This window comes from Microbacterium sp. LMI12-1-1.1 (assembly GCF_040676455.1).
Taxonomy (GTDB): domain Bacteria; phylum Actinomycetota; class Actinomycetes; order Actinomycetales; family Microbacteriaceae; genus Microbacterium.
In genome coordinates this window covers 157,219-181,969 of the sequence record NZ_JBEGIA010000016.1, presented here as the reverse complement: position 1 = coordinate 181,969, position 24,751 = coordinate 157,219, and the positions used below count along the sequence as shown (strand labels likewise).

The following is a 24,751-nucleotide window of genomic DNA, read 5'->3' as shown; positions in this document are numbered from 1 at the left end:
TGGGGCGTTTCGTCTCGCTTCGCTCGCTCAACGACCTGAAGTGGAACACGCATGCTGATCCTTCTCCCGCCGTCCGAGACCAAGCGGACGGGCGGCAGGCCGGCACCGCTCCACGTGGGCGGGCTGGCGCTGCCCCGGCTGACGCCGCAGCGCGAAGCGGTGATCGATGCCCTGGTGGACCTGTCCGCCGATGCGGACGTGGCCGCCCGCGTGCTCAAGCTGGGCCCGACCCAGCGGGGCGAGATCGCCGTGAACGCGGGAATGCGGGACGCCCCGACGATGGCCGCGATCGACCGCTACACGGGCGTGCTCTACGACGCGCTGGACGCGGCATCCGTTCCCACCGCCGGCCGTCGCTGGCTGGGCGCTCACGTGGTGGTGCACTCCGCGCCGTTCGGCCCGGTGGGGGCGCTCGACGCCATTCCCGCCTATCGGCTCGGCGCCTCGACGTCGCTCCCGGGCATCGCGGCGCTGCGGCGCGTGTGGGCGGATCCGGTGACCGCGGCGATGGAGGAGCTGGCGCCGCGCTTCGTGCTCGACCTCCGCTCCGAGGCGTACGTCGCTCTCGGACCGGTGCCGTCGGCGACCGCCTCACGCTACGTGCGCGTCGTGAGCGAGGGCGCCGACGGAGCCGTCCGCGCACTCAACCACTTCAACAAGCACGCGAAGGGCGCGCTCGTGCGCCGGCTCGCCGAGGAGCGTCCGCGCATATCGTCGGCGGCGGGGTTCGTCCGGTGGGCGGATGCCGCGGGCCTGCGCGTGCGCGAGAGCGGCGCGGGCGAGCTCGAGCTCTTCGCCTGAGCCCCGTTACACCGGCGTCCGCACGGCGGCGAACCTGTTGCGGCGGCGCAGCGCGAACCCGAGGCGTTCGTATGCCGCGATCGCACCGACGTTGGAGGCCGCCGCGTGGAGCAGTGCGCGGTCGCCGCGCTGCTGGATGTGGAAGGCGACGTCCAGCACCAGGCGGGAGGCGAGACCCTGCCGCCGGTGCTCGGCGTCGACGGCGACGGCGCTGATCTCTGTCCACCCCTCGGGGTGCAGGCGCTCACCCGCCATGGCGATGAGTCGCCCCTCGCGGCGGATGCCGACGTAGCGGCCGAGCTCGTACGTGCGCGGCCGGAACGGCCCGGGCTGGTTGCGCTCGACGATCGCCAGCATGTCGGCAGCGTCCTCGGCCCCGAGCAGGATCGCCTCGGCGTCGGGGCGGGTCTGCAGCGCGTCGGTCTCGACCAGCTGCACGCCCTCTCCCTGCCCGACCACCTCCCACCCGTCGGGAACATCACCGTCGTACCCCGACAGTCCGATCTCGGTGCCGGGGCCGACGAGATCGACGAGTGCCGGCCAGACGTCGGGATCGTCCCAGGTGCGCACCGCGACGAACGGCGCGACATCCTCCGGGTAGCGACGGACCAGGTCGTTGCCGATCGCGAACGAGGCATGCGGGCCGGTCAGCGCGTGCCAGGGGGCGTTGTCGAGCACGGTGGCGCCGGCGTGGGGAGCGTCGAGGGTCGTCGAGGGCGCGAGTTCAGGCATCCGTCCACTCTGCCCCCGCGCTGCGGGAGCTGCAAAACGCAGCCCGTCACCGCGCGCAATGCGGGCGTATATGCACCGCCCGCGCCTCGGGCGGACCGGCAGATCCGCTCGTCAGCGCCGGGTGTGCTCGGCCGTGCGCTCGGTGTTCTCGGCGATCGCGATGAGGGCGACGACCGCCTCGATGACGAACCTCAGCAGGATGATCGCGAGGAAGGTGAGAACCGGCACGACGATGATCGTCGCGACCAGGCCGCTGATGCCGGCGCCGACGTCGAACCACATGATCGAGATGGCGCCGATGAGCCCGCTGACGAAATACACGATGAACCCGATGCCGATCGCGATCAGTCCCACGAAGTAGAAAACGCTCGCGAGGCGGCGGGTGATGAAGGTGCGGAACGACAGGTCGAACAGTGCGGCGAAGAAGCCCTTGCCGACCTCGCTGCTTTCGCCCCGGACCGTCGGGACGCCGGTGTCGTCGGGGTCGGCGCCGCGCGCGGCATCTGCCGCCGACTGCGGGGGCAGCGGCGGGGGAGTGGGAGCGGACGGAGTCTGGTCGGTCATGGCGGCCCTTCGGTCGAGAGTTGCTGCTCAGGCTATCCACCGGCGCTCGAGGGGGCCATCCCCCCGATATGACCTCAATGCTGACAGGCGGCTGAGAGCGTCGCTAGCATGTGTCCAGCGGAGCAGGGGCTCCGCGGATGCGCCCGACGCGTCCCGAATCGACTCTCTCGGAGGTCGCTGCACCATGACCATGGACTACAACGACGGCAGCGGGGCAGGGGCGCTCATCGCCTGGCTCGTCCTCGCGCCATTCTTCTTCCTGCTCGCGATCGCCGGATACGTCATCGGCTCCTGGTTCCTGATGAAGGTGTTCGACAAGGCGGGTGTGCAGGGGCGCTGGCGCGCGTGGGTGCCGGTGTACAACACCCTGATCTTCGTCAAGCTCGGCGACCTCAACCCGTGGTGGCTGCTGGTGCTGTGGGGCGGCGGGATCGTGCTCGGCTGGGTGCCGGTGCTCGGCTCCCTCATCGGGCTCGCCGCATTCCTCTACACCCTCCTGGCCGCGTGGCGCGTCGGGCTGAAGCTGCAGAAGGAGGCCGTCTGGCTCATCCTCTACTTCTTCCTCGCCATCGTCTGGCTGGGCATCAACGCGTTCGACCGCTCGCGCTGGAACACCGCGATCCCCGCGGCGCCGTGGGCGGGCACCTTCCTCGCCGACAAGACGGTGTGGTCGGGCATCCCGCCCCAGACGCCTGCCGGCGGCTACCCCGCCAACCCGGCCACCGCGCCCGGCTACGGCGCCCCTGCCGGCTACCAGCCCCCGGCCGGCTACACCGCGCCGCCTGCCCCGCCCGCCGGGTACAGCGCGCCGCCGGCGCCGCCCGCCGGCTACACGCCGCCGCCTGCTGCTCCCGCCGCACCGGCTGCTCCCGTGCCGCCGCCGGCCGCGCCGCCGGCCGCTGCCGAGCCTCCCGTGGCGCCGGCGTCGGCACCCGAGGAGCCCTCGGCACCTGAGCCGCCGGCGACCGAGCCGCCTGCCCCGGAGGGCCCGAAGCAGTAGGCACTTCCGGCAGCCCCTCGTCGCACGGCGAGGGGCTGTCGTGCGCATGAGGGCGCGGCCGCGCATCCCGTGGACACGCACGCGAGCGGGCGACGCCGACAGCGGCGGAGCAGCATCCGCAACCGGGGATAACGTGGACGTATGACCTCCACTGTTCCCCTCCGGCGCGTCGGCGCGTCCGGCCTGCTCGTCTCCGCTGTCGGCCTCGGCTGCAACAACTTCGGCCGTGAAGGCACGCGCACCGAGACCCTCGAGGGCACGCGCGCGGTGCTGGATGCCGCGATCGACGCGGGTGTGACGTTCCTCGACACGGCCGACATGTACGGCGGCGAGCCGGGTCAGTCCGAGACGCTCATGGGCGAGGCGCTCCGCGGGCGTCGCGATCAGGTGACGCTGGCCACCAAGTTCGGGCACCCCGGCCGCGACATGGGGTATCCGCCGTCGGGCGCCAAGGGCTCGCGGTCGTACGTGCGACGCGCGGTGGAGGCATCCCTCACGCGCCTGCAGACGGACTGGATCGATCTGTACCAGCTGCACGTGCCCGACAACGACACGCCCATCGAAGAGACGCTCGACGCGCTGGCTGACCTGGTGCGCGAGGGGAAGGTGCGCTACATCGGGCACTCGAACTTCTCGGGGTGGCAGATCGCCGACGCGCACTTCACCGCCCTCATGCGCCACGGCGTGCCGTTCGTCTCGTCGCAGAACCAGTACAGCCTGCTCTCGCGCGGCGCCGAGCGGAACGTGCTGCGGGCCGTCGAGCGCTACCGCCTCGGCTTCTTCCCGTACTTCCCGCTGCACAACGGACTGCTCACCGGGAAGTTCACCCGGGATGCCGCGCCCGCCGACACGCGCATCATCCGGCAGCGCCGGCACATCTACGACGACGCGCCGTGGGACGCCCTCGAGGCCTTCCAGGCGTTCTGCGACGAGCGGGGCATCACCATGCTCGAGGCCACCTTCGGATGGCTGCTGTCGCACCCCGCGCTCTCGAGCGTCATCGCCGGTGCGACGACACCCGAGCAGGTCCGGGCGAACGCGGCGGCGGCATCGGCGTGGACGCCTTCGGGGGCCGATCTCGCGACCATCGACGGCCTGTTCCCACCGCCGGAGACCGCGGCCTGACGGCTGTCGCACACGCCCGAGGGCGAGTTCGCGCACGGCGTACGCCACAGCTTGTCGCCGCGGCGAGCGCAGGCGTAGCGTCACTTCTCGTGCGCGGTCCGCGGGAGCGGACGGGTTCCGCGCCGAAAGGACCGTCGTGCTCGGGAAGCTCCTGGTTCGGTATCTCAGCCCGGCATGGCCGCTCATCGTGGCCGTCGTCGTGTTCCAGCTCGCGCAGTCGATCGCGTCGCTGTGGCTGCCGACGCTCAACGCCGACATCATCGACAACGGCGTCGTGACCGGCGACATCCCCTACATCTGGTCGACCGGCGGCTTCATGCTGATCGTCAGCCTGGTGCAGGTCGTGTGCGCGATCATCGCGGTGTACTTCGGCTCGCGGCTGGCGATGGGCATGGGCCGCGACCTGCGCGGCGATCTCTTCCATCGCGTCGTCGCGTTCTCGCAGCGCGAGGTGGGGCAGTTCGGCGCGCCGTCGCTCATCACCCGCAACACCAACGACGTGCAGCAGGTGCAGATGCTCGTGCAGGTGTCGGCGACGCTGATGATCTCCGCGCCGATGCTCGCGATCGGCGGCGTGATCCTGGCGGTCAGCCAGGACGTCGGCCTGTCGTGGCTGATGGCGGTGGCGATCCCGGTGCTGCTCATCATCGTCGGGCTGATCGTGTGGCGCATGGTGCCCGCGTTCACCCAGATGCAGAAGCGGATCGACCGCGTGAACCAGATCATGCGCGAGCAGCTCACCGGCATCCGCGTGGTGCGCGCGTTCGTGCGCGAGCGTCAGGAGCGTGCGCGCTTCGAGCGCGCCAGCGACGACGTCAAGGACACGGCGCTGCGCGCCGGCAACCTGATGGCCCTGATGTTCCCCGCCGTCATGCTGGTCATGAACCTCTCGAGCGTCGCGGTCATCTGGTTCGGCGCCTTCCAGGTGCAGAACAGCGGCGTGCAGATCGGCACGCTGTTCGCCTTCCTCACCTACCTGATGCAGATCCTCATGGGCGTCATGATGGCGACGTTCATGTTCGTCATGATCCCGCGTGCCGCCGTCTGCGCGAACCGCATCGGCGAGGTGCTCGAGGCCGAGCCCTCGGTGTCGGCACCGGCGGTGGCGGCATCCGCTCCCGCTCCCGAAGGACGGATCGAGTTCGACCACGTCGACTTCGCCTACCCGGGCGCCGAGGACGCGGTCCTGCACGATCTGACGTTCACGATCGAGCCCGGCACGACGACGGCGGTCATCGGCTCGACCGGTGCGGGCAAGACGACCCTGATCAGTCTCGTACCGCGCCTGTTCGACGTCACGGCGGGCAGCGTCCGCATCGACGGCGTCGATGTGCGCGACTACGACCCCGACGAGCTGTGGACGCGCGTCGGACTCGTGCCGCAGCGCGCCTTCCTGTTCTCGGGCACCATCGCGTCGAACCTGCGCTACGGCGACCATGACGCGACCGACGAGCAGCTGTGGAACGCGCTCGAACTCGCCCAGGCGGCCGACTTCGTCCGGGCTATGCCCGACGGCCTCGAGGCGCAGATCGCTCAGGGCGGCTCGAACGTCTCGGGCGGGCAGCGGCAGCGGCTCGCGATAGCGCGAGCCCTCGTGAAGCGCCCCGAGGCCTACATCTTCGATGACTCCTTCTCAGCCCTCGATCTGCGGACGGATGCCGAACTCCGGCGAGCGCTGGACACGCACCTGCCCGACGCGACCAGGCTCGTCGTCGCGCAGCGCGTGTCGACCATCCAGCACGCCGATCAGATCCTCGTGCTCGACCACGGACGCATCGTCGGCATCGGCCGGCACGACGACCTCGTCGAGACGTGCGACACGTACCGCGAGATCGTCGATTCCCAGCTCGCGGCGGAGGCGGCAGCATGAGCAGCGCGCAGAACTCGCGGCCGGCTCCGGTCGGGCCGCGCGGCGGTCCCTTCGGCGGCGCCGGCGCACCGGCGGCGAAGGCGAACAACTTCGGCCCGAGCGCCAAGCGCCTTCTCGGCACCCTGCGCTCGGAGATGCCGCGGCTCATCGTCGTGCTCGTGTTCAGCATCCTGTCGGTCACCCTGTCGGTGATCGGCCCGAAGCTGCTCGGCGAGGGCACCAACGTCGTCTTCGCCGGCTTCATCTCGCTGCAGGTGCCGGAGGGGGCGACCCAGCAGCAGGTGGTCGATCAGCTCGCGGCCTCGGGCAACCAGGACCAGGCGAACATGATCGCCGCGATGGACTTCGTCCCGGGCGCCGGCATCGACTTCGATCAGCTGGCGCGCATCCTCGCGCTCGTGCTCGCCGTCTACGTCTTCTCGAGCATCTTCGGATGGCTCCAGGCGCGCATCCTCAACGGGGTGGTGCAGCGCTCGATGCATCGCCTGCGCCTGCAGGTCGAAGACAAGGTGCACCGCCTGCCGCTGTCGTACTTCGACCGCGTGCAGCGCGGCGAGCTGCTCAGCCGGGTGACGAACGACGTCGACAACATCGGGCAGACGATGCAGCAGACGCTGTCGCAGGTCGTCATCTCGCTGCTGACCGTGATCGGCGTGCTGACGATGATGTTCATCATCTCGCCGCTGCTGGCCGTCATCGCCCTGGTCACGATCCCGCTGACGATCCTCATCACGGTGCTCGTCGCCCGACGCTCGCAGAAGCTCTTCGTGCAGCAGTGGAAGACGACCGGCGTGCTCAACGCCCGCGTCGAGGAGACGTTCTCGGGCCACTCGATCGTGAAGGTGTTCGGCCACCAGAAGGAGGTCGAGTCCGACTTCCGTACCGAGAACGAGGAGCTGTACCGCAACAGCTTCGGCGCGCAGTTCCTGTCGGGCGTGATCATGCCCGCCATGATGTTCATCGGCAACCTCGTGTACGTCGCGATCGCCGTCGTCGGCGGCCTGCAGGTGGCCGCAGGACTGCTGTCGATCGGCGACGTCCAGGCGTTCATCCAGTACTCGCGCCAGTTCACGCAGCCGCTCAGCCAGCTCGGCTCCATGGCGAACCTGCTGCAGTCCGGCGTCGCGAGCGCCGAGCGGGTGTTCGAACTGCTCGACGAAGACGAGCAGACGCCCGATGACGACCCCGCCGAGACGGCGCCCGAAGCGGCCAGCCGCCTCGAGTTCGAAGACGTCTCGTTCCGCTACGTCGCCGACAAGCCGCTCATCGACGGCCTGACTCTCGCCGCACGGCCGGGGAGCACGGTTGCGATCGTCGGCCCGACCGGTGCCGGCAAGACGACCCTCGTGAACCTCATCATGCGCTTCTACGACGTCGATTCGGGATCCATCACGCTCGACGGCGTCGACACCCGCCGCATGACGCGCGACGACCTGCGTGCGCGCACGGGCATGGTGCTGCAGGACACGTGGCTCTTCTCGGGCACCATCCGCGAGAACATCGCCTACGGACGCCCCGAGGCCTCGGAGGAGGAGATCGTCGCCGCGGCGACGGCCGCCTATGTCGACCGCTTCGTGCACGCGCTGCCCGAGGGCTACGACACGGTGCTCGACGACGAGGCGACGAGCCTGAGCGTGGGGGAGCGGCAGCTCATCACCATCGCGCGCGCGTTCCTGGCCGATCCGCGCATCCTCATCCTCGATGAGGCGACCTCGTCGGTCGACACCCGCACCGAGCTGCTGATCCAGCGTGCGATGTCGCGACTCCGCGAGGACCGCACGGCCTTCGTCATCGCCCACCGGCTCTCGACGATCCGGGATGCCGACCTCATCCTCGTGATGGAGGACGGCGCGATCGTCGAGCAGGGATCCCACAACGAGCTGCTGGCGGCGAAGGGCGCCTACTGGCGGTTGTACAACGCCCAGTTCGAAGGCGCGGCGGAAGATGAGGACCTGGTGCCGGTGTCGACCGTGCCGCTGGCGGCCCCGCCGACCACGGCGCAGATCGTGGTGGAAGCGCTCGCCGAGTCCGAGGACGCCGTGGAGTAACCCACTAGTATGTGAGGACGCGGGGCGAAGGGTCACCGTGCATCGGACGGGGAGGACACGGCGTGCCGGAGCTTTCCACCGAGTCTCTCGCCGTTCCGGTGCCTGGCGGCGTGCTGGAGCTCTCGTGGGCCGCCGTGACCGACACCGGTCGCCGCCGTGAGGTGAACCAGGACGCGATGTTCGCCTCGTATCCGCTCTTCGTCGTCGCGGACGGCATGGGCGGACACGTCGGCGGTGAGATCGCCAGCGCGAGCACCATCGAACGCCTCCGCGCGGTCGCCGACAGCGGCCATGTGTCGACGAAGACGATCGAGAAGGCGCTGGCGCGCGCGGTCAAGGACATCGCGTCGCACCCCGAGGCCACCGACGACGGCACCGGCACCACGGTCACCGGCGTGTTCCTCGACACGACGGGCGACGCGGCGCATTGGGTGACGCTCAACATCGGGGACTCGCGGGTGTACCTGCTGCGCGACGGCGCGATCGTGCAGATCACGACCGACCACTCGGTCGTGCAGGAGCTGGTCGCCGCCGGCCGCCTCAGCCCCGAAGAGGCCGAGAACCACCCCTACGGCAACGTCATCACACGCGCCGTCGGCCCGAGCGAGGGCGTCACGCCCGACTACGTCCGGCTGGACGTGGCGGAGGGCGATCGCTTCGTCATCTGCTCGGACGGGTTGACCAAGGAGCTGACCGACTACGGCATCCGTCACTTCCTCGACGAGAACGCGGATCCCGCCGACGCCGCATCGGCGATGCTCGAGGCCGCACTCGAGAACGGCGGGCGCGACAACATCACGGTCATCGTGCTCGACGTCGGCCATCCTGCGGAGGCTTCCTCCGACGATGGATCGTCGGATGACGACTCCTCCCCAGCCGGGGAGTGAGCCAGGGGATCCACAGATCCCCGTCCTCGTCGTCCACGACAGGTCCGTGCCCGATGGACTGGGTCCATGCGCTCGACCGCTCCCTCACCCCTCGATGCGGGCATCCTCCACGACGAGCCGCTGACCCTTCCCGCCGCGTGGCGCCCGCCCGCGCGTGCGCCGCTGCCCCTCGTGGCAGCGGTCGTGCCGGTCATCGGCGCCGTGGCGCTCTGGCTGGTCACCGGCTCGGTGTTCACGCTCTGGTTCGCGCTGCTCGGGCCGGTGATCGCGGCGGCGACCGTTCTCGATGCGCGCCGGGCAGCTCGGAAGGACGGCAGGCGCGCGTCCGCCGACGCCGCCCGCGCCCGAGATGAGGTCGCATCGGCGGTCGCCGCACGCCATGCGCATGAGCGCGCCCAGCTGTGGGGCCGGCATCCCGACGTCGCCCGCCTCGCCGCGCGCGACGACATCTGGCGGGGTGCTCGTGCCGCGTCGATCGTGGTCGGCACGGGCGAGCGCGCCAGCGTCGTGCGCGTGACCGGTGGCGACGGGGATCCGGATGCCGCAGAGCTGCGTCGTCGTGCGGCTCGGGTCGCCGGGGCGCCTGTCACCCTTCCTCTCGACTCGGGGATCGCGATCGTCGGGGGCGAAACGCTCGCCGCCGCGGTGCAGCGGTCGCTGGTGCTGCAGCTGTGCCTGATGCTGCCACCGGGCGACCTGCGCATCGTCGGCGCGCTCGGCGAGGGTCTCGACTGGATGGAGGCGCTGCCGCACCGCGGCGCGCGGAGCGGACTGGCGGTCGCTGCGATCGCTCCGGGCGAGCTGGTGCCGGCGGATGCGGACGTCGTGATCGCCAGATGCCGGCCCGGTGAGCCGCTGCCGCCGCGGTGCCAGGCCCTCCTGGTCGTCACCTCGCCCGGCGTCGCGCTTCTCGAGCACGCGGGCGAGGCGGTGCCGGTGGGGATCGAGGCTGTCGCGCGGGAGCAGGCGGAGGAGATCGCCCGCGACCTCACCGCCCGGGCCGAGCGCAGCCTCGGCCTGCAGCGCGACGGCGGCGAGCCCCTCGCGCTGGCGCCGCTGCTGGCAGCGGCGCCAGCAACGACGAGAGGACTCCCCGCGGCGATCGGCGTGGCCGGCGGTCAGACCGCTGTCGTCGACCTCGTTGCCGACGGGCCCCACGCCGTGGTCGCGGGCGTGACGGGCGCGGGCAAGAGCGAGCTGCTCATCACATGGATCCTCGCGCTGTGCGCGACGCGGACCACCGACGAGGTGACGTTCCTGCTCGCCGACTTCAAGGGCGGCACCGCCTTCGACGGCCTCGCCGGCGTGCCCCACGTCACCGGCGTGATCACCGATCTCGACGGCTCGGGCGCGCGGCGCGCCATCGAGAGCCTCCGCGCCGAACTCCGCCGCCGGGAGGCGGCCATCGCCGCAGCAGGGGCCCGTGATGTAGGGGATCCGCGCGTGCGGCTCCCGCGGCTCGTCGTGGTGGTCGACGAATTCGCCGCGCTGCTGGCGGATCATCCCGAACTTCACGGGCTCTTCGCCGACATCGCCGCCCGGGGCCGGGCCCTGGGCATCCACCTCATCCTGGGCACGCAGCGCGCCGCGGGCGTGATCCGCGACAACCTGCTCGCGAACTGCCCGCTGCGGGTCAGCCTGCGTGTGACCGATCCCGCCGACAGCCGGACGCTGCTCGGCACCGACGACGCGGCTCGGCTTCCCGGCGATGCCGCGGGCCGGGGAATCGCGTTCCTGCGTCGTGCGGGCGACACGGCGCCACAGCAGGTACGGATCGCGCTGTCGGGTGCCGACGACGTCGCGGCCGCTGCGCTGCGGACCGGGCACCGGCCACCCAGCCGCCCCTGGCTGCCGGAGCTGCCCGTGCGGGTGTCGATCGAGGAGCTTGCCGTCCGTGCGAGCGCCGAGCGCAGCGCGCCAGGCGCGGGAGTCGCGATCCTCGGGCTGGCGGACGAACCGGAGCGTCAGCGGCAGCCGGTGGTGGCCGTCGGCCCGGCCGACCGGGCGATCCTCGTGCTGGGCGGGCCGGGAAGCGGCGTCTCCAACGTCCTCGAGGTCATCGCGGCCCAGGCGCGGGAGTCGACCATCCGCGTGCCGGCGCATCCCGAGCTCATGTGGGACGCCGTCGCCGCCCTCCACGACGCGCTGCCACCGGCAGGCACTGCCGTGCTCATCGACGACCTCGACGCCGTGGCGCTGCGTCTGCCGCCGGAATACGCGCACTCCGTCCTCGAGCGTGTGGAGAGCCTCGTCCGCCGTGCCGCGGGCGCCGGGGTGCTCGTCGTGGCGGGTGCGCACCGCATGACCGGTCCGGTGTCGAGGGTCGCCGAGCTCTTCGCACGGCGACTCGTGCTGCCGTATCCCACTCGCGTCGACCATGCCGCGGCCGGCGGCGATCCGTCGGCGTTCGACCGCTCGGCCCCTCCCGGTCGGGCGCGTCTCGACGGGCGCGCGGTACAGGTCGCCCTGGCGCGGGCGACGTCGGCGGAGCCCCACCCGGCGGACGCGTGGTGGATGCCGACGGCGCGGCTCACCGGTGTCGTCGCCCGCCGGTCGCCGGCCGGCCGGCAGGCCCTCGCCGCCTGGGAGGACCACGGCGTGCGTGTGCGCGAGGTCGACGACCATGTGGCCGATCCGGCCGCCGTGGCGGAAGGGCGTGTCGTGCTCGTGGGGGAGCCCGACGACTGGCAGCGGCACTGGCGGCTGCTGGCGGACGTGCGCGGCGACCACGACCTGGTGGTCGACACGTCGTGCGCACCCGAGCTGCGCGTGCTGGCCGGATTCCGCGGCGTGCCGCCGTACTGCGAGCCGGGATCCGGGCGTGCGTGGCTGATCTCGTCCGGAGCGGACCCCGTCCGCATTGTCCTTCCCGTCGGCGATGTCCGGCCGAACCGTCGGAGCGGTGTATTGACCGGCCCTTCCCGCACGCCATAGCGTCGCCCTGTGGCTACAACCCCGATCGATCTGCAACGGCCCGAGGGCAAAGGGCTCGCCGCCGGCACGCTGGGGCTGTGGGGCTCCACCGTCATCGGCCTCGCGTCCACCGCGCCGGTCTACTCCCTGGTGGCGACCCTCGGGTTCGTCGTCCTCGCGGTGGGGGCGCAGGCGCCCATCGCGTTCGTCATCGCCTTCATCCCGATGCTGTTCATCGCCTTCGCCTACCGCGAGCTCAACAACGACGTGCCCGACTGCGGCACGACGTTCACCTGGGGCACCAAGGCGTTCGGCCCGTGGGTGGGCTGGATGGGCGGGTGGGGCGTCGCCGTCGCCGGCATGGTCGTGCTCGCGAACCTCGCGCAGATCGCCGGCATCTACTTCTGGGCGCTGATCGACGGGATCGTGCGCAGCCCCGAGGACGCCCTGCTCTCGGACAACGTTCCGCTCGTCACGGCGACCGGCGTCGTGTTCATCGCGGCGATGACCTGGGTGAGCTGGCGCGGGGTCGAGATCGGCGAGCGGATCCAGAACATCCTGCTCGGCATCCAGTACCTCGCCCTGGCGATCTTCGTCGTCGCCGCGCTGTGGCACTTCTTCGCGGGCACCGCCCCCGACCCGACCCCGTTCGACTGGTCCTGGTTCAACCCGTTCGCATTCACCGAGTGGGGCGGCTTCGTCGAGTCGATCCTGCTCGCCCTCTTCATCTACTGGGGCTGGGACACCTGCCTCGCGCTCAACGAGGAGACCAAGGACCCCAAGCGCATCCCCGGCCGGGCGGCGCTGCTGACCACCGTCATCCTGCTGATCACCTACGTCGGGGTCACCGTCGCGGCGATGATGTATGCAGGGCTCGGCAGTGACGGAACGGGCCTGGGCAACGAGGCGAACGCCGACGACTTCTTCCTCGCCATCAAGGACGGGCTTCTCGGCCCACTCGGCTGGGTGCTGGTGGTCGCGGTCATGATCTCGGCGATCTCGTCGACGCAGACGACGATCCTGCCGACCGCCCGCGGCACGCTGGCGATGGCGGCGTACAAGGCGCTGCCCCGACGGTTCGCCTCGGTGCACCCGCGCTACAAGACGCCGTCGTTCTCCACCCTCGTCATGGGCATCGTCGCGTCCGTCTACTACGTCGGGATGACGCTGATCAGCGACAACATCCTGCAGGACTCCATCCTCTCGCTCGGGCTCGCCATCGCGTTCTACTACGCGATCACCGGGTACGCCTGCGTCTGGTACTTCCGCCGTGAGCTGTTCACGTCGGCGCGGAACTTCTTCTACCGGTTCCTGTTCCCGCTGCTGGGCGCGCTCATGCTCACGTACGCGTTCGTGCAGTCGGCGATCGACATGTACGACGTCGACTACGGCTACACCGTCCTCCTCGGCATCGGCGGCACCTTCGTCCTGGGCATCGGCGCCCTCGCATTCGGCGTGCTGCTCATGCTCCTGTGGTTCGCGTTCCCGCGCTCGAAGCCGTTCTTCCGCGGCGAGAGCCTCAACCGCGACACCGAGGTGCTCGTGCCCGAGGACCCCGCCGACTACTCCCGGTCGATCGACGGCGGCCTCGCCTGAGCATCGGTGCGGCCCCGCGGTGCTGCGGGGCGTCGACCGGATAGGACGTCGTCACCGGCCGAGGTGCGCTCCGCAGCCCACCTCGTACGCCTCCCGCAGCCACGACGCGACGGTCTCGTCGAACTCGCTCTCGTCGGCGAGGTGGAACTGGTGCACGAACAGGCGGCGGCCGTACGGCGAGACACCGAGGATCCGCGGGTCGGGTGGCAGTTCGCGCATGAGGTCGAAGTAGCCGCGCACGCCTTGGCGCACCGGCCGCGCGCCGGCGAACCCTCGCCGTGGTCCGCGGAAGGTGATCGTCGTCTTCGCGACGGAATGCGTGACCGGGCCGAACGACGTGATGAGCTCGTCGATGCGGTGCCACAGACGCACGGCGTCGGGATCGGCGTCCCGCAGGTGGTCCGCCACCGTCCATTCGCGTTCGTCCGTCATGGCACCAGTGTCGCGTGGCGGACCGACATCCGCAGCCTCACGCGCATGCGGAAAGGCCCGGGTGCAAGGCACCCGGGCCTTCGATGGCCTGGTTCAGACCAGCGCGGCGTCCAGCGGTGCGAGCTCGAGATCGTGCGCGGTCGCGACGCCCGCGTTCACGATGCGCCCGCCCACCGTGTTGAGCCCCGCAGCGAGGGCAGGATCCGATCGGAGCGCCTGCTGCCAGCCGTGCCGGACGATCTGACGGATGTAGGGGAGCGTGGCGTTCGTGAGCGCCGAGGTCGACGTGTTCGGCACGGCCCCGGGCATATTCGCGACGCAGTAGAAGATACTCCCGTGGACTGGGAACGTCGGGTCGGCGTGCGTCGTCGGGTGCGTGTCCTCGAAGCAGCCGCCCTGGTCGACCGCGATGTCGACGAGCACCGAGCCGGGACGCATGCGCGCCACCATGTCGTTCGTGACGAGCTTCGGGGCTTTCGCGCCGGGAATCAGCACAGATCCGATGACGAGGTCCGACGAGACGACCGCGCGGTCGAGATCGAGCGGGTTGGACGCTGCCGTCTTCACGCGACCCTGGAAGTGGTCGTCGAGGTATCGGAGCCGCTGCACGTTGGTGTCGAAGACGGTGACGTCGGCACCCATGCCGACAGCGATCACTGCGGCGTTCGCGCCGGCGACACCGCCGCCGATCACGGTCACCGTCGCCGGTCGCGTGCCCGGCACGCCCGACATCAGCAGGCCCAGTCCACCCGCGGACCGCATCAGAGTGGCGGCGCCGACGGTCGGCGCGAGCCGGCCCGCGACCTCGCTCATGGGCGCGAGAAGCGGGAGCCCACCGCCCGGAAGCTGCACGGTCTCGTAGGCGATCGCCGTCACGCCGTCCGCCACCAGGCGCTCGGTCAGGGGGCGGTCGGCCGCCAGATGCAGGTACGTGAAGAGCACGAGGCCGTCGCGGAAGTAGCCGTACTCGCTCGCGATGGGTTCCTTCACCTTCAGGAGCAGCTCGGCGCGCGCCCACACCTCCGCAGCATCGTCGAGCAGCACCGCCCCGGCGGCCTCGTACTCGGCATCCGGCATCGACGAACCCTCGCCCGCGCCGCGCTGCACGAACACCTCATGGCCGGACGCCACGAGATCGTGCACTCCTGCAGGAGTGAGGGCGACCCGGTACTCGTTGTTCTTCACCTCGGTGGGGACGCTGATCCGCATCGTGTGATCCTTTCCGCTCCGCCATTGGAGCGCTCGGGCTCCTTGTGGGAGCGCCTCTAGAAGGCGGGGCGGATGACCCCGACATCCTGCCCGCCGCCGGTGACGGCGAGCGGAAGCTTCGACAGCGCGTCGGCGACGTCGGACGACGCGAGCGCGCCGTGGCGCTCCAGCAGTCGAAGTGCCACGGCGGTGGCGGCGCGGCCGCTGCCGTCGAGCATCTTGAGCGCCACCGTGGTGCCGTCGGGAGCGACCATGACCATGACTCCCTCAGCGCCGCCCTTGGCGAAGACGCCGAGTCGTTCGATGACGATCGTGTCAGCTCGGCCGGGACCGTCGATGGTCCACGGGTCGGCCCGCACCGCATCGACCAGCGCGCCGGCGCTGCGGTGCAGCGCGAAGGGCGAGGTCGTCGACGAATTGCCGATGCGATGGATCGCGCGTGCCAGCCCGAAGAGCGTCATGGCGTAGACGGGAGCGCCGCAGCCGTCGACAGCAGTGGCGGCGGTCTTCTCGCCGATGAGCCGCTCGATCGTCTCTCGGATGAGGATCTGCACCGGATGCTCGGGTGCGAGGTAGCCCTCCGTGTCCCAGCCGTTCACGACGCTCGTGAGGAGCATCGTCGCGTGCTTGCCCGAGCAGTTCATGCGGATGCGCGCGGGCTGGCCGAGTTCGCGCACCATCTCGTCGCGAGTCGTGGTGTCGCTCGGCCAGGCGGCCGGACACCCGAGGTCCTCCTCGCCGAGCTGGGCGAGCGCGAGGATGTCGCGGACGACCGCGATGTGGCGGTCGGTGCCGGCATGGCTCGCGGTCGCCAGCCCGAGCCGCTCGCCTTCGAGGGGCGCGCCGGCGGAGAGGCAAGCCAGCGCCTGGAGCGGCTTGAGACTGGAACGGGGGAGGATCAGCGACGACGGATCGCCCAGCTTCTGGGCGATCGTGCCGTCGGCGGCGAGCACGAGGGCGATGCCGGCGTGCCGCGACTCGACGAATCCGCTGCGTTCGACAACGGCGAGTTCGACGGCGTCGGCTGCGGCGAAGGTCTGCGGCACCCAGCCAGCCTACCGCCGGAGCGGGCGTCGCCTCGCATGACAGACTGTGCTCATGTGGGGCGAGCATCGATACTCCGTCCGGACGACATGGACGGGTGACCGCGGCACGGGCACCTCCGGGTACCGGGACTACGACCGGGCCGTGACGCTCGAGATCGACGGCAAGCCCGCGCTGCTGGCGTCGTCGGACAAGCCGTTCCGCGGAGATCCGTCGCGGTGGAATCCCGAGGACCTGCTGCTCTCAGCCCTCAGCGAGTGCCACCTGCTGTCGTACCTCCACGCGTGCGTGCAGGCGGGAGTCGTGGTCGTCGGCTACGAGGACGACGCCTCCGGGCTGATGGTCGAGGACGGGCGAGGCGGCGGTGCCTTCCGCGAGGTCGTGCTCCGGCCGCGCGTGACCGTCGCGGAAGCGTCGATGGCGGATGCCGCGACCGCCGCGCATGCGCAGGCGCGGGAGTGGTGCTTCATCGCGAACTCGGTGAATTTCCCGGTTCACCACGAGCCGACGATCGTCGTCGCCCCTGCCTGATTCCGCCGGCCCCGGCATCCACCTCAGCTCCGTGAGGGGACAGGGCACCGTGGCGGCGTCAGCGGCGCTCGTGGGGGAGGACTTGCTTGATGCGGTCGATCGGGTTCTGCGCGGGCACCTCGTTGTAGGCGTTCGCGAGCTCCTGTCCCGACAGCGCGTGGATCGCGGCCATGATCTCGTCGGTGGCGAGCCGGCGCGCCTTGCCCGATGACGCCGGACCGTGGTGCGCGAGATCAAGGGGCTCGCCGAACTTGACGGTGACACGGTGCGTGAGCGAGGGCATCTTCGCGCCGACGGGCATCACGTCGTCGGTGCCGATGAGACCCACGGGAACGACCGGCGCACCGGTCTGCAGCGCGAGGAACGCGACGCCCGTGCGGCCTTTGTACAGGCGGCCGTCGAGCGAGCGCGTGCCCTCGGGGTAGAGCGCGACAGTGCTTCCCTCCTCGAGCAGCGTGCGCTGCTGATCGAGGGCGTCGAGCGCTGCCTGTCCGGCGCCGCGCTGGACCGGGATGGCGCCGATCGCGGTGAAGAACCAGCGCGATGCCGGGCTGTCGAAGTAGCTCGCCTTGGCGAGGAAGTGAACGGGTCGAGGAGCCGCCACCGGGATCGCGATCGAGTCGATGAACGACAGGTGGTTGCTCGCGAAGATGACCGGCCCGGACTTCGGGACGTTGGCCTTGCCCTCCACGCGCGGGCGATAGATCACACGGGCGAGGGGCCGGATGATCTGGCGTCCCAACGCGTACGTGAAGCCCATGCGCCGAGCGGGCGCGGCCGGCGGGTCGGGAGTTTCGACGGTCTCGTCGGCGGTGTCGTCGGCGCCGGGCACGAGGTCGGAAGTCACCCGTCGAGGGTACTCCCGATTGCATTCCGGTATCGGCATAGCCCTTTCCCAGCGCGAACAGAGCAAAGATGCGAAAAGATGGAGGCTTCCCTTCCACGTCTCGAGGTTGTTCCGTGCGCATTCGCCCGCTCGCCGCCCTGTCCGTCGCCGCGATGTCGGCACTCCTGCTGGCCGGCTGCTCCGGCTCGGCCGAGCCCGACGCCAGCCCCACGCCGTCCTCCAGCGCCGCGTCGGATTGCGGCCTCGATCCGCAGCCTGGTGCCGATTCCGACGCGATCACCGTGTCGGGGGCTGCTCCCGAGCTCACCGCGGAGGTGCCCGCCGATCTCGAGTTCGCCGATCTGCAGCGCACGATCGCCGCGGACGCCGACGGTGACGACCTCGCGATCGGGCAGCTCGTCTCCGGGCAGTACCTCGTCATCGACCCCACCACCGGCGAGGTCCTGCTCGATTCGGCGACGACCACCCCGGACGATTCGGGTCTCATCCCGATCATCGTCGACGGCAGCAGCATCTTCGGCAGCAGCGTGCTCTGCACGCCGCTCGGTTCGGCCACGGCCTTCACCATTCCCGGCTCGATGCTGGGCGAGGGCGCTGCCAATGCCGTCGTCGTCGCGCAGTCGGTGGGCGAGCTGCCGACCGTCGCCACCGGCGCGGATCAGGACCCGGTGGCGGGGATGCCGGAGGTCGAACTCGACGATGACGGGGCGCCCGCCATCACCATTCCCGACCAGGACCCGCCGACCGAGGTGGAGATCGCGGAGCTCAAGCTCGGCGACGGCGCGACCGTCGAGTCGGGCGACACCGTGTTCGTGCAGTACAGCGGTGTGAAGTGGTCCGACGGCTCGGAGTTCGACTCCAGCTGGAGCCGGGGAGCCCCCTCGCAGTTCCAGACGACCGGCGTCGTCCAGGGCTTCCAGCAGGCGCTGGAGGGCCAGACGGTGGGCTCGCAGGTGCTCGTGGTGATCCCGCCCGCGTTCGGCTACGGCGAGGGCGAGATCAACGACGAGGACCTCACGGGCGAGACCCTCGTCTTCGTGGTCGACATCCTGGGCGTGCAGCGCGCCGCTGCCGCCGAGTAGCACGCGGCCGCAGCCGGCCCGCCGCTAGGCTGGCCGGATGCGGCGCGTCCTGATCCTCGGCTCGACCGGCTCCATCGGCACGCAGGCGCTCGACGTCGTGCGGGCCAACCCGCGGCGGTTCGAAGTGGTGGGGCTCGCGGCGGGCTCGGATCGCGCCGCCCTCGACGCGCAGGCCGCCGAGTTCGGCGTCGAGAGCACGGCGCTCGGCGCCGTCGAGGCCGAGCAGCTCGTCCGCGACGTCGAGGCCGACGTCGTGCTCAACGGCATCACCGGCTCCGTCGGCCTCGGTCCGACGCTCGCGGCCCTCGAGACGGGCCGCACGCTGGCGCTCGCGAACAAGGAGTCCCTGATCGTCGGGGGCGATCTGGTCACCGCGCTCGCGCGTCCGGGACAGATCGTGCCCGTGGACTCCGAGCATTCGGCGATCGCGCAGGCGCTCCGCTCGGGAGAGCGCAGCGAGGTCCGCCGGCTCGTGCTGACGGCATCCGGCGGCCCGTTCCGTGGGCGCAGCCGGGAGTCCCTTGAAAGGGTCACACCGGCCGAGGCGCTCGCGCATCCCACGTGGGATATGGGGCGAGTGGTCACCACCAACTCGGCGACGCTCGTCAACAAGGGCCTCGAGGTGATCGAGGCGCATCTGCTCTTCGGCGTGCCCTACGCCGAGATCGATGTCGTCGTGCACCCCCAGTCGATCGTCCACTCGATGGTCGAGTTCGTCGACGGGTCGACCATCGCGCAGGCATCGCCGCCCGACATGCGCCTTCCGATCTCGCTCGGGCTCGACTGGCCTAACCGCATCGCCGGCGTCGGGCGCCCGCTCGACTGGACGACGGCGACGTCCTGGACGTTCGAGCCGCTCGACGATGCAGCGTTCCCCGCGGTGCGGCTCGCCAAGCAGGTCGGCCGCGCAGCAGGCACCTACCCGGCGGTGTTCAACGCCGCGAACGAGCAGGCGGTGGACGCGTTCCACGAGCGCCGTCTGAGCTTCCTCGGGATCATCGACGTCATCGACCGCGTGGTCGATGCGCACGACGCGCCCGACCCGCTGACGCGCGCGGCGCTGGCCGACGCCGAGGACTGGGCGCGCCGCGCCGCCGACAAGGCGATCGCCGCGGCATCCTGATCCCACTCGCCGTCCTCTCGCGCAGCGCTGAATGGTTTCACTTGCGCTGAACGTACGCTGAAACCGCCGAAGGGCGTACATTCAGCGCAAGTGAACTGACCCCGCAGCGCACGAGGTGCCACAGCGGTGAGCGGGGCGCGGGCGAGCGACGTGGGCGAGCGCCGCGGGCGAGGGGCGCGGGCGAGGGGCGCGGGTGAGGGGCGCGGGCCAGAGCCGGCGAAGGCTCGGGGTGCTCAGGCCTCGGGATACACGGGCCGCAGCGGGTCGGATGCCGGAGTCTCGTGCTCCGGATACGGCACCGGCCAGTGCGGCTCGGGCACGGGCCAGCCAGCCTCGCGCAGGGCGCGACGGGCGAGCTCGCGCGCCGAGTACGGCGTGCGGACACCGCGGATGTCGCGATAGTCCTGGTGCCCGGGACCGGCCCAGAGGATGGCGTCGCCGTCGCCGACGAGCGCGACGGCCTCGATGATCGCGCGCTCGGGCGGGGAGAACTCGTGGATCTCGGCATCCGGCTGCGCCCGGCGCGCGCCCTCGACGAGGGTGGCCCGGATCGAGTCGGGATCCTCGTGGCGCGGGTGGTGGTCGGTGATGACGAGGATGTCGCTGCCCTCGACGCCGGTGCGGCCCATGTCGTGCCGCTTCGTGGCGTCGCGGTCGCCGTCGGCGCCGAACAGCATGACGACCTTGCCCGGTGTCACCCTGCGGACCGCGGACAGCGTCTTCTCGAAGGCGTCGGGGGAGTGACCGAAGTCCACGTAGACGGCCGGTCCCGTCTCGCCCGAGACGAGCTCGGTGCGCCCGGGGAGGTAGGCGTCGATGCGGCCGCCGTCGAGCGCGTCGACCAGGCGCTCCCACGTGTAGCCGCCCTCGAGGATCATGACGATCGCGAGGCCGGCGTTGGCCGCCATGTGCCGCCCGATCACGGGTACGAGGGTCGTCAGCGTGCGCCCGTCCCGGGCGGTGAGGCGGAACTCGGTACCGACCTGACGTTCGTCGAGGATGTCGACGACCCAGTCCGCGGCGGCTGCGGCATCCGCGTCCGAGGCGAGCGCGGGCGTGCCGACCGTGACGGTCGGCACCTCGCTGCGCGCCACGACCTCGGCGCCGGGCTCGGAGTCGATGCAGACGACGGCGCGGCGCGCGCGGTCGGGACGGAACAGCGGCAGCTTCGCCTCGAAGTACTCGCGCATGTCGGCGTAGTCGTCGAGGTGGTCGTGCGTGAGGTTGGTGAAGCCGGCGACGTCGAACACGATGCCGTCGACGCGGCGCCGGCTGAGCGCCTGCGCGCTCACCTCGACGGCGACGGCTTCGACGCCGCGTTCGCGCATCAGGGCGAGGAGCGCGTGCATCTCGTACGCCTCGGGCGTCGTCAGCCGCGACACGACGACCTGTCCGGCGATGTGCCGCTCGGCGGTGGATGACAGCCCCGTCGTCACGCCCAGCTGGCCGAGGATGCCCTCGAGCAGGTGCGACACGCTGGTCTTGCCGTTGGTGCCTGTGGTTCCGAAGAGCGTCGGGAGGTCATCGTCGCGACCGGTGCTGTACACCCACGCCGACAGCTCGCCGAGCAGCGCGCGCGGGTTCTCGACCAGCACGACGGGCAGCCCGCTCGCGGCGGCGACGTCGGCCCCGGCGGCATCCGTCACCACGGCGACGGCGCCCTTCTCGGCTGCCGTCGCGGCGAATTCGGCGCCGTGGCGGTTGACGCCCTGCACCGCGACGAACACGTCGCCCGGCCGCAGATCGGCGGTCGCGAGGGTGATGCCCGTGAGCGTGGCGCCGGCGACGTCGCCGCGGACGTCGACGGCGAAGCGCGCCGCGAGGTCCGCGAGGGAGTGGGTCGGCGGCGCGTCGGGGCGGAGTACCGGGGGCAGGTTCGAAGGCGCGTCGGTCGGCATGGCGCATCCATCTTCGCATGGCGCCCGTGCCCCCGCCCGCGAGCCTGTGCAAGGGCGCCGGCAGGCCCTGCAGCGGGCTCGTCACCGTGGCCGGACGCGCCCGGCACCCCGGTCGCCGAGCGGGATGTTCGCGCTCGGCGACCGGGGCACGGAGAGCGGCTCAGGCCCTGCGGCGTCCGCGCACGAGCACGACCGCGAGTGCGGCGATCCCCGCGACGAGTCCGCCCGCGGCGAGCCACCGTGCGACCGGGTCGGCGGACGTGCCGGATGCCGCCTCCTCGGTGTCGGCGGCCGCCTCGGCGCTCTCGTGGGTCGCGTGGTCCGCACCCTCGGCACCGGTCGCATGCCCGGCATCGGCGTCGTCCGCGGCGTCGCCCACCTCGACGAGCGGCGCGGGCGCGTCGAGGTCATGCGGATCCTCGCCGTCCTCGGCGATCTGCGTCCACGCCGTCTCTCCCTCCGCGCACGTCTGGGTGACGGGGAAGGCGAGAGTGGTGTCCGCGGTCGCCTCGGTGAAGAGCGCATCCATCGAGACGGTCGCCTTCAGCCCGTCCTCGACGGGGGTGTCGGGGGTGTAGACGACGCGCGTCGGCACGCCGTCGGCGCCGAGCTCGCGCGTGATGGTCCAGCCGCCCTGCACGACGGGTGTCGCGTTGCCGACGCCCTCGGGGATGTCGACGGCGAGGGCGGTCGTGGGCGAGCCGTCACAGCCGTGCGAGAACGAGAAGGTGAGGGGCTCGGTCCCGCCGGCTGAGGCGGTCTCAGGTGTCACGTGCACGTGGGCGGACGCGGCGAGCGGCGCGGCGAGGACGAGGGCCAGACCGGCGGTGGCGCCGATCACGAGGCGGCGGGTGGGGGACATGTTCGTGAGCGTGTTCATGGTGTGTGCTTTCGTCTGTCGTCGGGGGTGATCGGCGCGAACGGCCGACCGGCGGTACGCGGCGGGAGCGCGTACGCGAGAGGACCCGGCGCACGCATCGGGCGCGGCCGGCGACGGGCGCGGCGCTCGGTGCGCCGCTCAGACGAAGGCGGGCGGTCCGCGCCGGGAGGTGTCCGAGAGGACGACGCGCAGCGCGGCGCCGGACGGACGCGTCTGCGGCGTGACGAGCCGGGGCATCGGCGCACGCGGGGCGATGCCGCGGACGCGGGTGAACACCGAGCGGATGCCGCGGCCCAGGGCGCGCAGCATCCGCTCTGCGCTCTGCAGCGCGGCGACGGTCGCGAACGCGGCGAGCACATGGGCGGCGAGCATGGGGGCGTCGGGGAGCACGACGGTGCTGAGAGTGCCGCCCAGGTGCGTGACGTGGTGCCCGTGCAGTGCCGCAGGGTCGGCGTCGGCGGTCAGAGCGAACGCCACGTGGAACAGGGACTGGCTCGCAAGGACGGTGGCGCCCATCCGCCACGCGGAGAGGCGGCGCCCGATGAGGCCCACCGCGAAGGGCGACGAGAGGATGCCGACGGCGACGACCAGGGCGGGGGAGGGAGCCCCGCCGCCGGCGAGCGTGTGAGCCGTGGCGGCGACGACGGTCGCGACCCATGCCGCGGCGGTGCCGCGCAGCGCGCGCACGTGGCGTGGGGTCACGGCTCCTCCTCACGTCGAGCCTACGGGAGGGGCGAGGCATCGCCCGAACGCACCGTCACACCCAACTCAAAGCATCACGCGGGTACCGTGAGCGTGTGGAGATCCTCGCGTTCGTCATCGGTGTCGTGCTCATGGTCGTGGGCCTCGCCGTCTCGATCGCGCTGCACGAGCTCGGCCACCTGTGGCCCGCCAAGAAGTTCGGCGTGCGCGTCGGCCAGTACATGATCGGGTTCGGGCCGACGCTGTGGTCCCGGCGCATGCGCGGGACCGAGTACGGCGTCAAGGCGTTCCCGGTCGGCGGCTACATCTCGATGGCCGGCATGTATCCGCCGTCGCCCGGCGAGCGGGCGCGCGCTGCCGAGGCATCCGCAGCCACCCAGGCCTCGGGCTCCGGGTCACGATCCGGGCGTGCCGGCGGCGGGTTCTTCGCCACGATGGTCCAGGACGCGCGCGACGCCAACGACGAGACGCTGCACGGCGACGACGACGTGCACGTGTTCTACCGGCTGTCCATCTGGAAGCGCATCGTCGTGATGCTGGGCGGCCCGGTCATGAACCTCCTGTTCGCCATGGTGCTGTTCGCGATCCTCCTGACCGGCATCGGCCTGCAGACCGCCACGACGACGGTCGCCCGCCTGTCCGAGTGCGTCCCGACCACGAGCTCGACCGAGTGCGCCGAGTCCGCGCCTGCGGCCCCCGCCGAGGCGGCAGGCATCGAAGCCGGCGACACGATCGTCTCGATCGACGGGCAGCCGGTCGCCGACTTCGACGAGGCGACTGCCATCATCCGCTCGTCGCCCGGCGAGCAGCTGACGTTCGTGGTCGAGCGCGACGGCTCCGAGCAGAGCATCCAGGTCACGCCGGCGACGATCGAGACCGAGGTGACCGCCGCAGACGGCACGACGACGACCGAGGAGGTCGGCTTCGTCGGCATCGGCCCGTCGGTCGAGTACGTCACACAGCCGATCTGGGCGGGACCACAGATGGCCGTGCAGAACGTCGGCGCCGTCGCCGGCATCATCTGGCAGCTGCCGGCGAAGGTGTGGGACACGGCCGTCGACCTCGTCACCGGGCAGGACCGCGATCCGAACGGCCCGCTCAGCATCGTCGGCGCCGGGCGCCTGTCCGGCGAGGTGGCAGCGGCCGACTCTCCGATCCTCAACCGGGTCGCCGGCTTCCTCTCGCTGCTCGCCTCGCTCAACATCGCGCTCTTCGTCTTCAACCTCATCCCGCTGCTGCCGCTGGACGGCGGACACGTCGCGGTGGCTCTGTGGGAGGGACTCAAGCGCGCCTGGGCGAAGCTGTTCCGCCGCCCGCCGCCGAAGCCGGTGGATGCGACCAGGCTCGTGCCCGTGACGTTCGTCGTCGTGATCGCCCTCATCGTGATGGGGGCTGTGCTGATCCTCGCCGACCTCTTCAACCCGGTGACGCTCTTCTGAGCCGCCGACGGTCGCCGGACCACCGAGG

General features: G+C 71.3%; 21 protein-coding genes. 12 read left to right on the top strand and 9 right to left on the bottom strand.

Features of this window, described 5'->3' with window-relative positions:
- Positions 1–51: 51 nt before the first annotated feature.
- Positions 52–801: a YaaA family protein gene (locus MRBLMI12_RS18930; RefSeq protein WP_363357780.1), complete on the top strand. Its 750-nt coding sequence runs from the start codon at positions 52–54 to the stop codon at positions 799–801.
- 6 nt (positions 802–807) lie between these two features.
- On the opposite strand, the gene MRBLMI12_RS18925 is transcribed toward MRBLMI12_RS18930, so the two are convergent.
- Complete coding sequence (locus MRBLMI12_RS18925) at positions 808–1,533, bottom strand: GNAT family N-acetyltransferase (RefSeq protein ID WP_363357779.1); 726 nt, start codon at positions 1,531–1,533, stop codon at positions 808–810.
- A gap of 111 nt (positions 1,534–1,644) precedes the next feature.
- The gene (locus MRBLMI12_RS18920; protein WP_363357778.1) at positions 1,645–2,097 is read right to left on the bottom strand and encodes a DUF4282 domain-containing protein; all 453 of its coding nucleotides are present in this window, start codon (positions 2,095–2,097) and stop codon (positions 1,645–1,647) included.
- 184 nt (positions 2,098–2,281) lie between these two features.
- Between MRBLMI12_RS18920 and MRBLMI12_RS18915 the strand changes: the two genes are divergently transcribed.
- From MRBLMI12_RS18915 to MRBLMI12_RS18885, 7 genes are all read left to right on the top strand, one after another.
- Positions 2,282–3,097: a large exoprotein gene (locus tag MRBLMI12_RS18915; RefSeq protein WP_363357777.1), complete on the top strand. Its 816-nt coding sequence runs from the start codon at positions 2,282–2,284 to the stop codon at positions 3,095–3,097.
- A 141-nt stretch (positions 3,098–3,238) separates the two neighbouring features.
- Complete coding sequence (locus tag MRBLMI12_RS18910; RefSeq protein ID WP_363357776.1) at positions 3,239–4,222, top strand: aldo/keto reductase; 984 nt, start codon at positions 3,239–3,241, stop codon at positions 4,220–4,222.
- A gap of 136 nt (positions 4,223–4,358) precedes the next feature.
- On the top strand, positions 4,359–6,092 hold the full coding sequence (locus MRBLMI12_RS18905; protein ID WP_363357775.1) for an ABC transporter ATP-binding protein: 1,734 nt from the start codon (positions 4,359–4,361) through the stop codon (positions 6,090–6,092).
- Positions 6,089–8,140: an ABC transporter ATP-binding protein gene (locus MRBLMI12_RS18900; RefSeq protein ID WP_363357774.1), complete on the top strand. Its 2,052-nt coding sequence runs from the start codon at positions 6,089–6,091 to the stop codon at positions 8,138–8,140. The genes MRBLMI12_RS18905 and MRBLMI12_RS18900 overlap by 4 nt, the downstream gene beginning before the upstream one ends.
- Before the next feature lie 62 nt (positions 8,141–8,202).
- Positions 8,203–9,027 carry a PP2C family protein-serine/threonine phosphatase gene (locus MRBLMI12_RS18895; RefSeq protein ID WP_363357773.1) on the top strand — a complete coding sequence of 275 codons (825 nt, stop codon included), beginning with the start codon at positions 8,203–8,205 and terminating at the stop codon, positions 9,025–9,027.
- Positions 9,028–9,093: 66 nt separating this feature from the next.
- The gene (locus MRBLMI12_RS18890) at positions 9,094–11,961 is read left to right on the top strand and encodes an FtsK/SpoIIIE domain-containing protein (RefSeq protein WP_363357772.1); all 2,868 of its coding nucleotides are present in this window, start codon (positions 9,094–9,096) and stop codon (positions 11,959–11,961) included.
- 9 nt (positions 11,962–11,970) lie between these two features.
- On the top strand, positions 11,971–13,536 hold the full coding sequence (locus tag MRBLMI12_RS18885; RefSeq protein WP_349426953.1) for an APC family permease: 1,566 nt from the start codon (positions 11,971–11,973) through the stop codon (positions 13,534–13,536).
- Positions 13,537–13,587: 51 nt separating this feature from the next.
- On the opposite strand, the gene MRBLMI12_RS18880 is transcribed toward MRBLMI12_RS18885, so the two are convergent.
- The 3 genes from MRBLMI12_RS18880 to MRBLMI12_RS18870 form a co-directional block, all read right to left on the bottom strand.
- A complete protein-coding gene (locus MRBLMI12_RS18880; protein ID WP_363357771.1) occupies positions 13,588–13,968 on the bottom strand; it encodes a DUF5655 domain-containing protein in 381 nt (126 codons plus the stop codon).
- A 93-nt stretch (positions 13,969–14,061) separates the two neighbouring features.
- Positions 14,062–15,177, bottom strand: a complete 1,116-nt coding sequence (ald, locus tag MRBLMI12_RS18875) for an alanine dehydrogenase (protein WP_363357770.1) — start codon at positions 15,175–15,177, stop codon at positions 14,062–14,064.
- 56 nt (positions 15,178–15,233) lie between these two features.
- Positions 15,234–16,223, bottom strand: a complete 990-nt coding sequence (locus MRBLMI12_RS18870; protein WP_363357769.1) for an asparaginase — start codon at positions 16,221–16,223, stop codon at positions 15,234–15,236.
- A gap of 52 nt (positions 16,224–16,275) precedes the next feature.
- Between MRBLMI12_RS18870 and MRBLMI12_RS18865 the strand changes: the two genes are divergently transcribed.
- Complete coding sequence (locus MRBLMI12_RS18865) at positions 16,276–16,752, top strand: OsmC family protein (RefSeq protein WP_363357768.1); 477 nt, start codon at positions 16,276–16,278, stop codon at positions 16,750–16,752.
- Positions 16,753–16,810: 58 nt separating this feature from the next.
- Here MRBLMI12_RS18865 and MRBLMI12_RS18860 read toward each other — a convergent pair whose 3' ends face one another.
- A complete protein-coding gene (locus tag MRBLMI12_RS18860) occupies positions 16,811–17,638 on the bottom strand; it encodes a lysophospholipid acyltransferase family protein (RefSeq protein WP_404910311.1) in 828 nt (275 codons plus the stop codon).
- 74 nt (positions 17,639–17,712) lie between these two features.
- Here MRBLMI12_RS18860 and MRBLMI12_RS18855 point away from each other — a divergent pair, with 74 nt between their 5' ends.
- Both MRBLMI12_RS18855 and dxr read left to right on the top strand, forming a co-directional pair.
- The gene (locus tag MRBLMI12_RS18855; RefSeq protein WP_363357767.1) at positions 17,713–18,681 is read left to right on the top strand and encodes an FKBP-type peptidyl-prolyl cis-trans isomerase; all 969 of its coding nucleotides are present in this window, start codon (positions 17,713–17,715) and stop codon (positions 18,679–18,681) included.
- Between the two features lie 37 nt (positions 18,682–18,718).
- A complete protein-coding gene (gene dxr, locus MRBLMI12_RS18850) occupies positions 18,719–19,804 on the top strand; it encodes a 1-deoxy-D-xylulose-5-phosphate reductoisomerase (RefSeq protein WP_363357766.1) in 1,086 nt (361 codons plus the stop codon).
- Positions 19,805–20,037: 233 nt separating this feature from the next.
- On the opposite strand, the gene MRBLMI12_RS18845 is transcribed toward dxr, so the two are convergent.
- The 3 genes from MRBLMI12_RS18845 to MRBLMI12_RS18835 all read right to left on the bottom strand — a co-directional run bounded on the left by MRBLMI12_RS18845 (position 20,038) and on the right by MRBLMI12_RS18835 (position 23,284).
- Positions 20,038–21,702: a Mur ligase family protein gene (locus MRBLMI12_RS18845; protein WP_363357765.1), complete on the bottom strand. Its 1,665-nt coding sequence runs from the start codon at positions 21,700–21,702 to the stop codon at positions 20,038–20,040.
- Between the two features lie 160 nt (positions 21,703–21,862).
- Positions 21,863–22,582 carry a YcnI family protein gene (locus tag MRBLMI12_RS18840; protein WP_363357764.1) on the bottom strand — a complete coding sequence of 240 codons (720 nt, stop codon included), beginning with the start codon at positions 22,580–22,582 and terminating at the stop codon, positions 21,863–21,865.
- 138 nt (positions 22,583–22,720) lie between these two features.
- Positions 22,721–23,284, bottom strand: coding sequence for a hypothetical protein (locus MRBLMI12_RS18835; protein ID WP_363357763.1), 564 nt, complete (start codon positions 23,282–23,284; stop codon positions 22,721–22,723).
- Between the two features lie 95 nt (positions 23,285–23,379).
- Here MRBLMI12_RS18835 and MRBLMI12_RS18830 point away from each other — a divergent pair, with 95 nt between their 5' ends.
- Complete coding sequence (locus tag MRBLMI12_RS18830; RefSeq protein WP_363357762.1) at positions 23,380–24,723, top strand: M50 family metallopeptidase; 1,344 nt, start codon at positions 23,380–23,382, stop codon at positions 24,721–24,723.
- Positions 24,724–24,751 lie beyond the last annotated feature (28 nt).

What these genes read in the sequence shown, in the direction of transcription:
- MRBLMI12_RS18930 (WP_363357780.1), top strand. Translation starts at nt 52, where the DNA reads ATGCTGATCCTTCTCCCGCCGTCCGAGACCAAGCGGACGGGCGGCAGG.
- MRBLMI12_RS18925 (WP_363357779.1), bottom strand. Translation starts at nt 1,533, where the DNA reads ATGCCTGAACTCGCGCCCTCGACGACCCTCGACGCTCCCCACGCCGGC.
- MRBLMI12_RS18920 (WP_363357778.1), bottom strand. Translation starts at nt 2,097, where the DNA reads ATGACCGACCAGACTCCGTCCGCTCCCACTCCCCCGCCGCTGCCCCCG.
- MRBLMI12_RS18915 (WP_363357777.1), top strand. Translation starts at nt 2,282, where the DNA reads ATGACCATGGACTACAACGACGGCAGCGGGGCAGGGGCGCTCATCGCC.
- MRBLMI12_RS18910 (WP_363357776.1), top strand. Translation starts at nt 3,239, where the DNA reads ATGACCTCCACTGTTCCCCTCCGGCGCGTCGGCGCGTCCGGCCTGCTC.
- MRBLMI12_RS18900 (WP_363357774.1), top strand. Translation starts at nt 6,089, where the DNA reads ATGAGCAGCGCGCAGAACTCGCGGCCGGCTCCGGTCGGGCCGCGCGGC.
- MRBLMI12_RS18890 (WP_363357772.1), top strand. Translation starts at nt 9,094, where the DNA reads ATGCGCTCGACCGCTCCCTCACCCCTCGATGCGGGCATCCTCCACGAC.
- MRBLMI12_RS18880 (WP_363357771.1), bottom strand. Translation starts at nt 13,968, where the DNA reads ATGACGGACGAACGCGAATGGACGGTGGCGGACCACCTGCGGGACGCC.
- ald (WP_363357770.1), bottom strand. Translation starts at nt 15,177, where the DNA reads ATGCGGATCAGCGTCCCCACCGAGGTGAAGAACAACGAGTACCGGGTC.
- MRBLMI12_RS18865 (WP_363357768.1), top strand. Translation starts at nt 16,276, where the DNA reads ATGTGGGGCGAGCATCGATACTCCGTCCGGACGACATGGACGGGTGAC.
- MRBLMI12_RS18860 (WP_404910311.1), bottom strand. Translation starts at nt 17,638, where the DNA reads ATGCCGATACCGGAATGCAATCGGGAGTACCCTCGACGGGTGACTTCC.
- dxr (WP_363357766.1), top strand. Translation starts at nt 18,719, where the DNA reads ATGCGGCGCGTCCTGATCCTCGGCTCGACCGGCTCCATCGGCACGCAG.
- MRBLMI12_RS18845 (WP_363357765.1), bottom strand. Translation starts at nt 21,702, where the DNA reads ATGCCGACCGACGCGCCTTCGAACCTGCCCCCGGTACTCCGCCCCGAC.
- MRBLMI12_RS18840 (WP_363357764.1), bottom strand. Translation starts at nt 22,582, where the DNA reads ATGAACACGCTCACGAACATGTCCCCCACCCGCCGCCTCGTGATCGGC.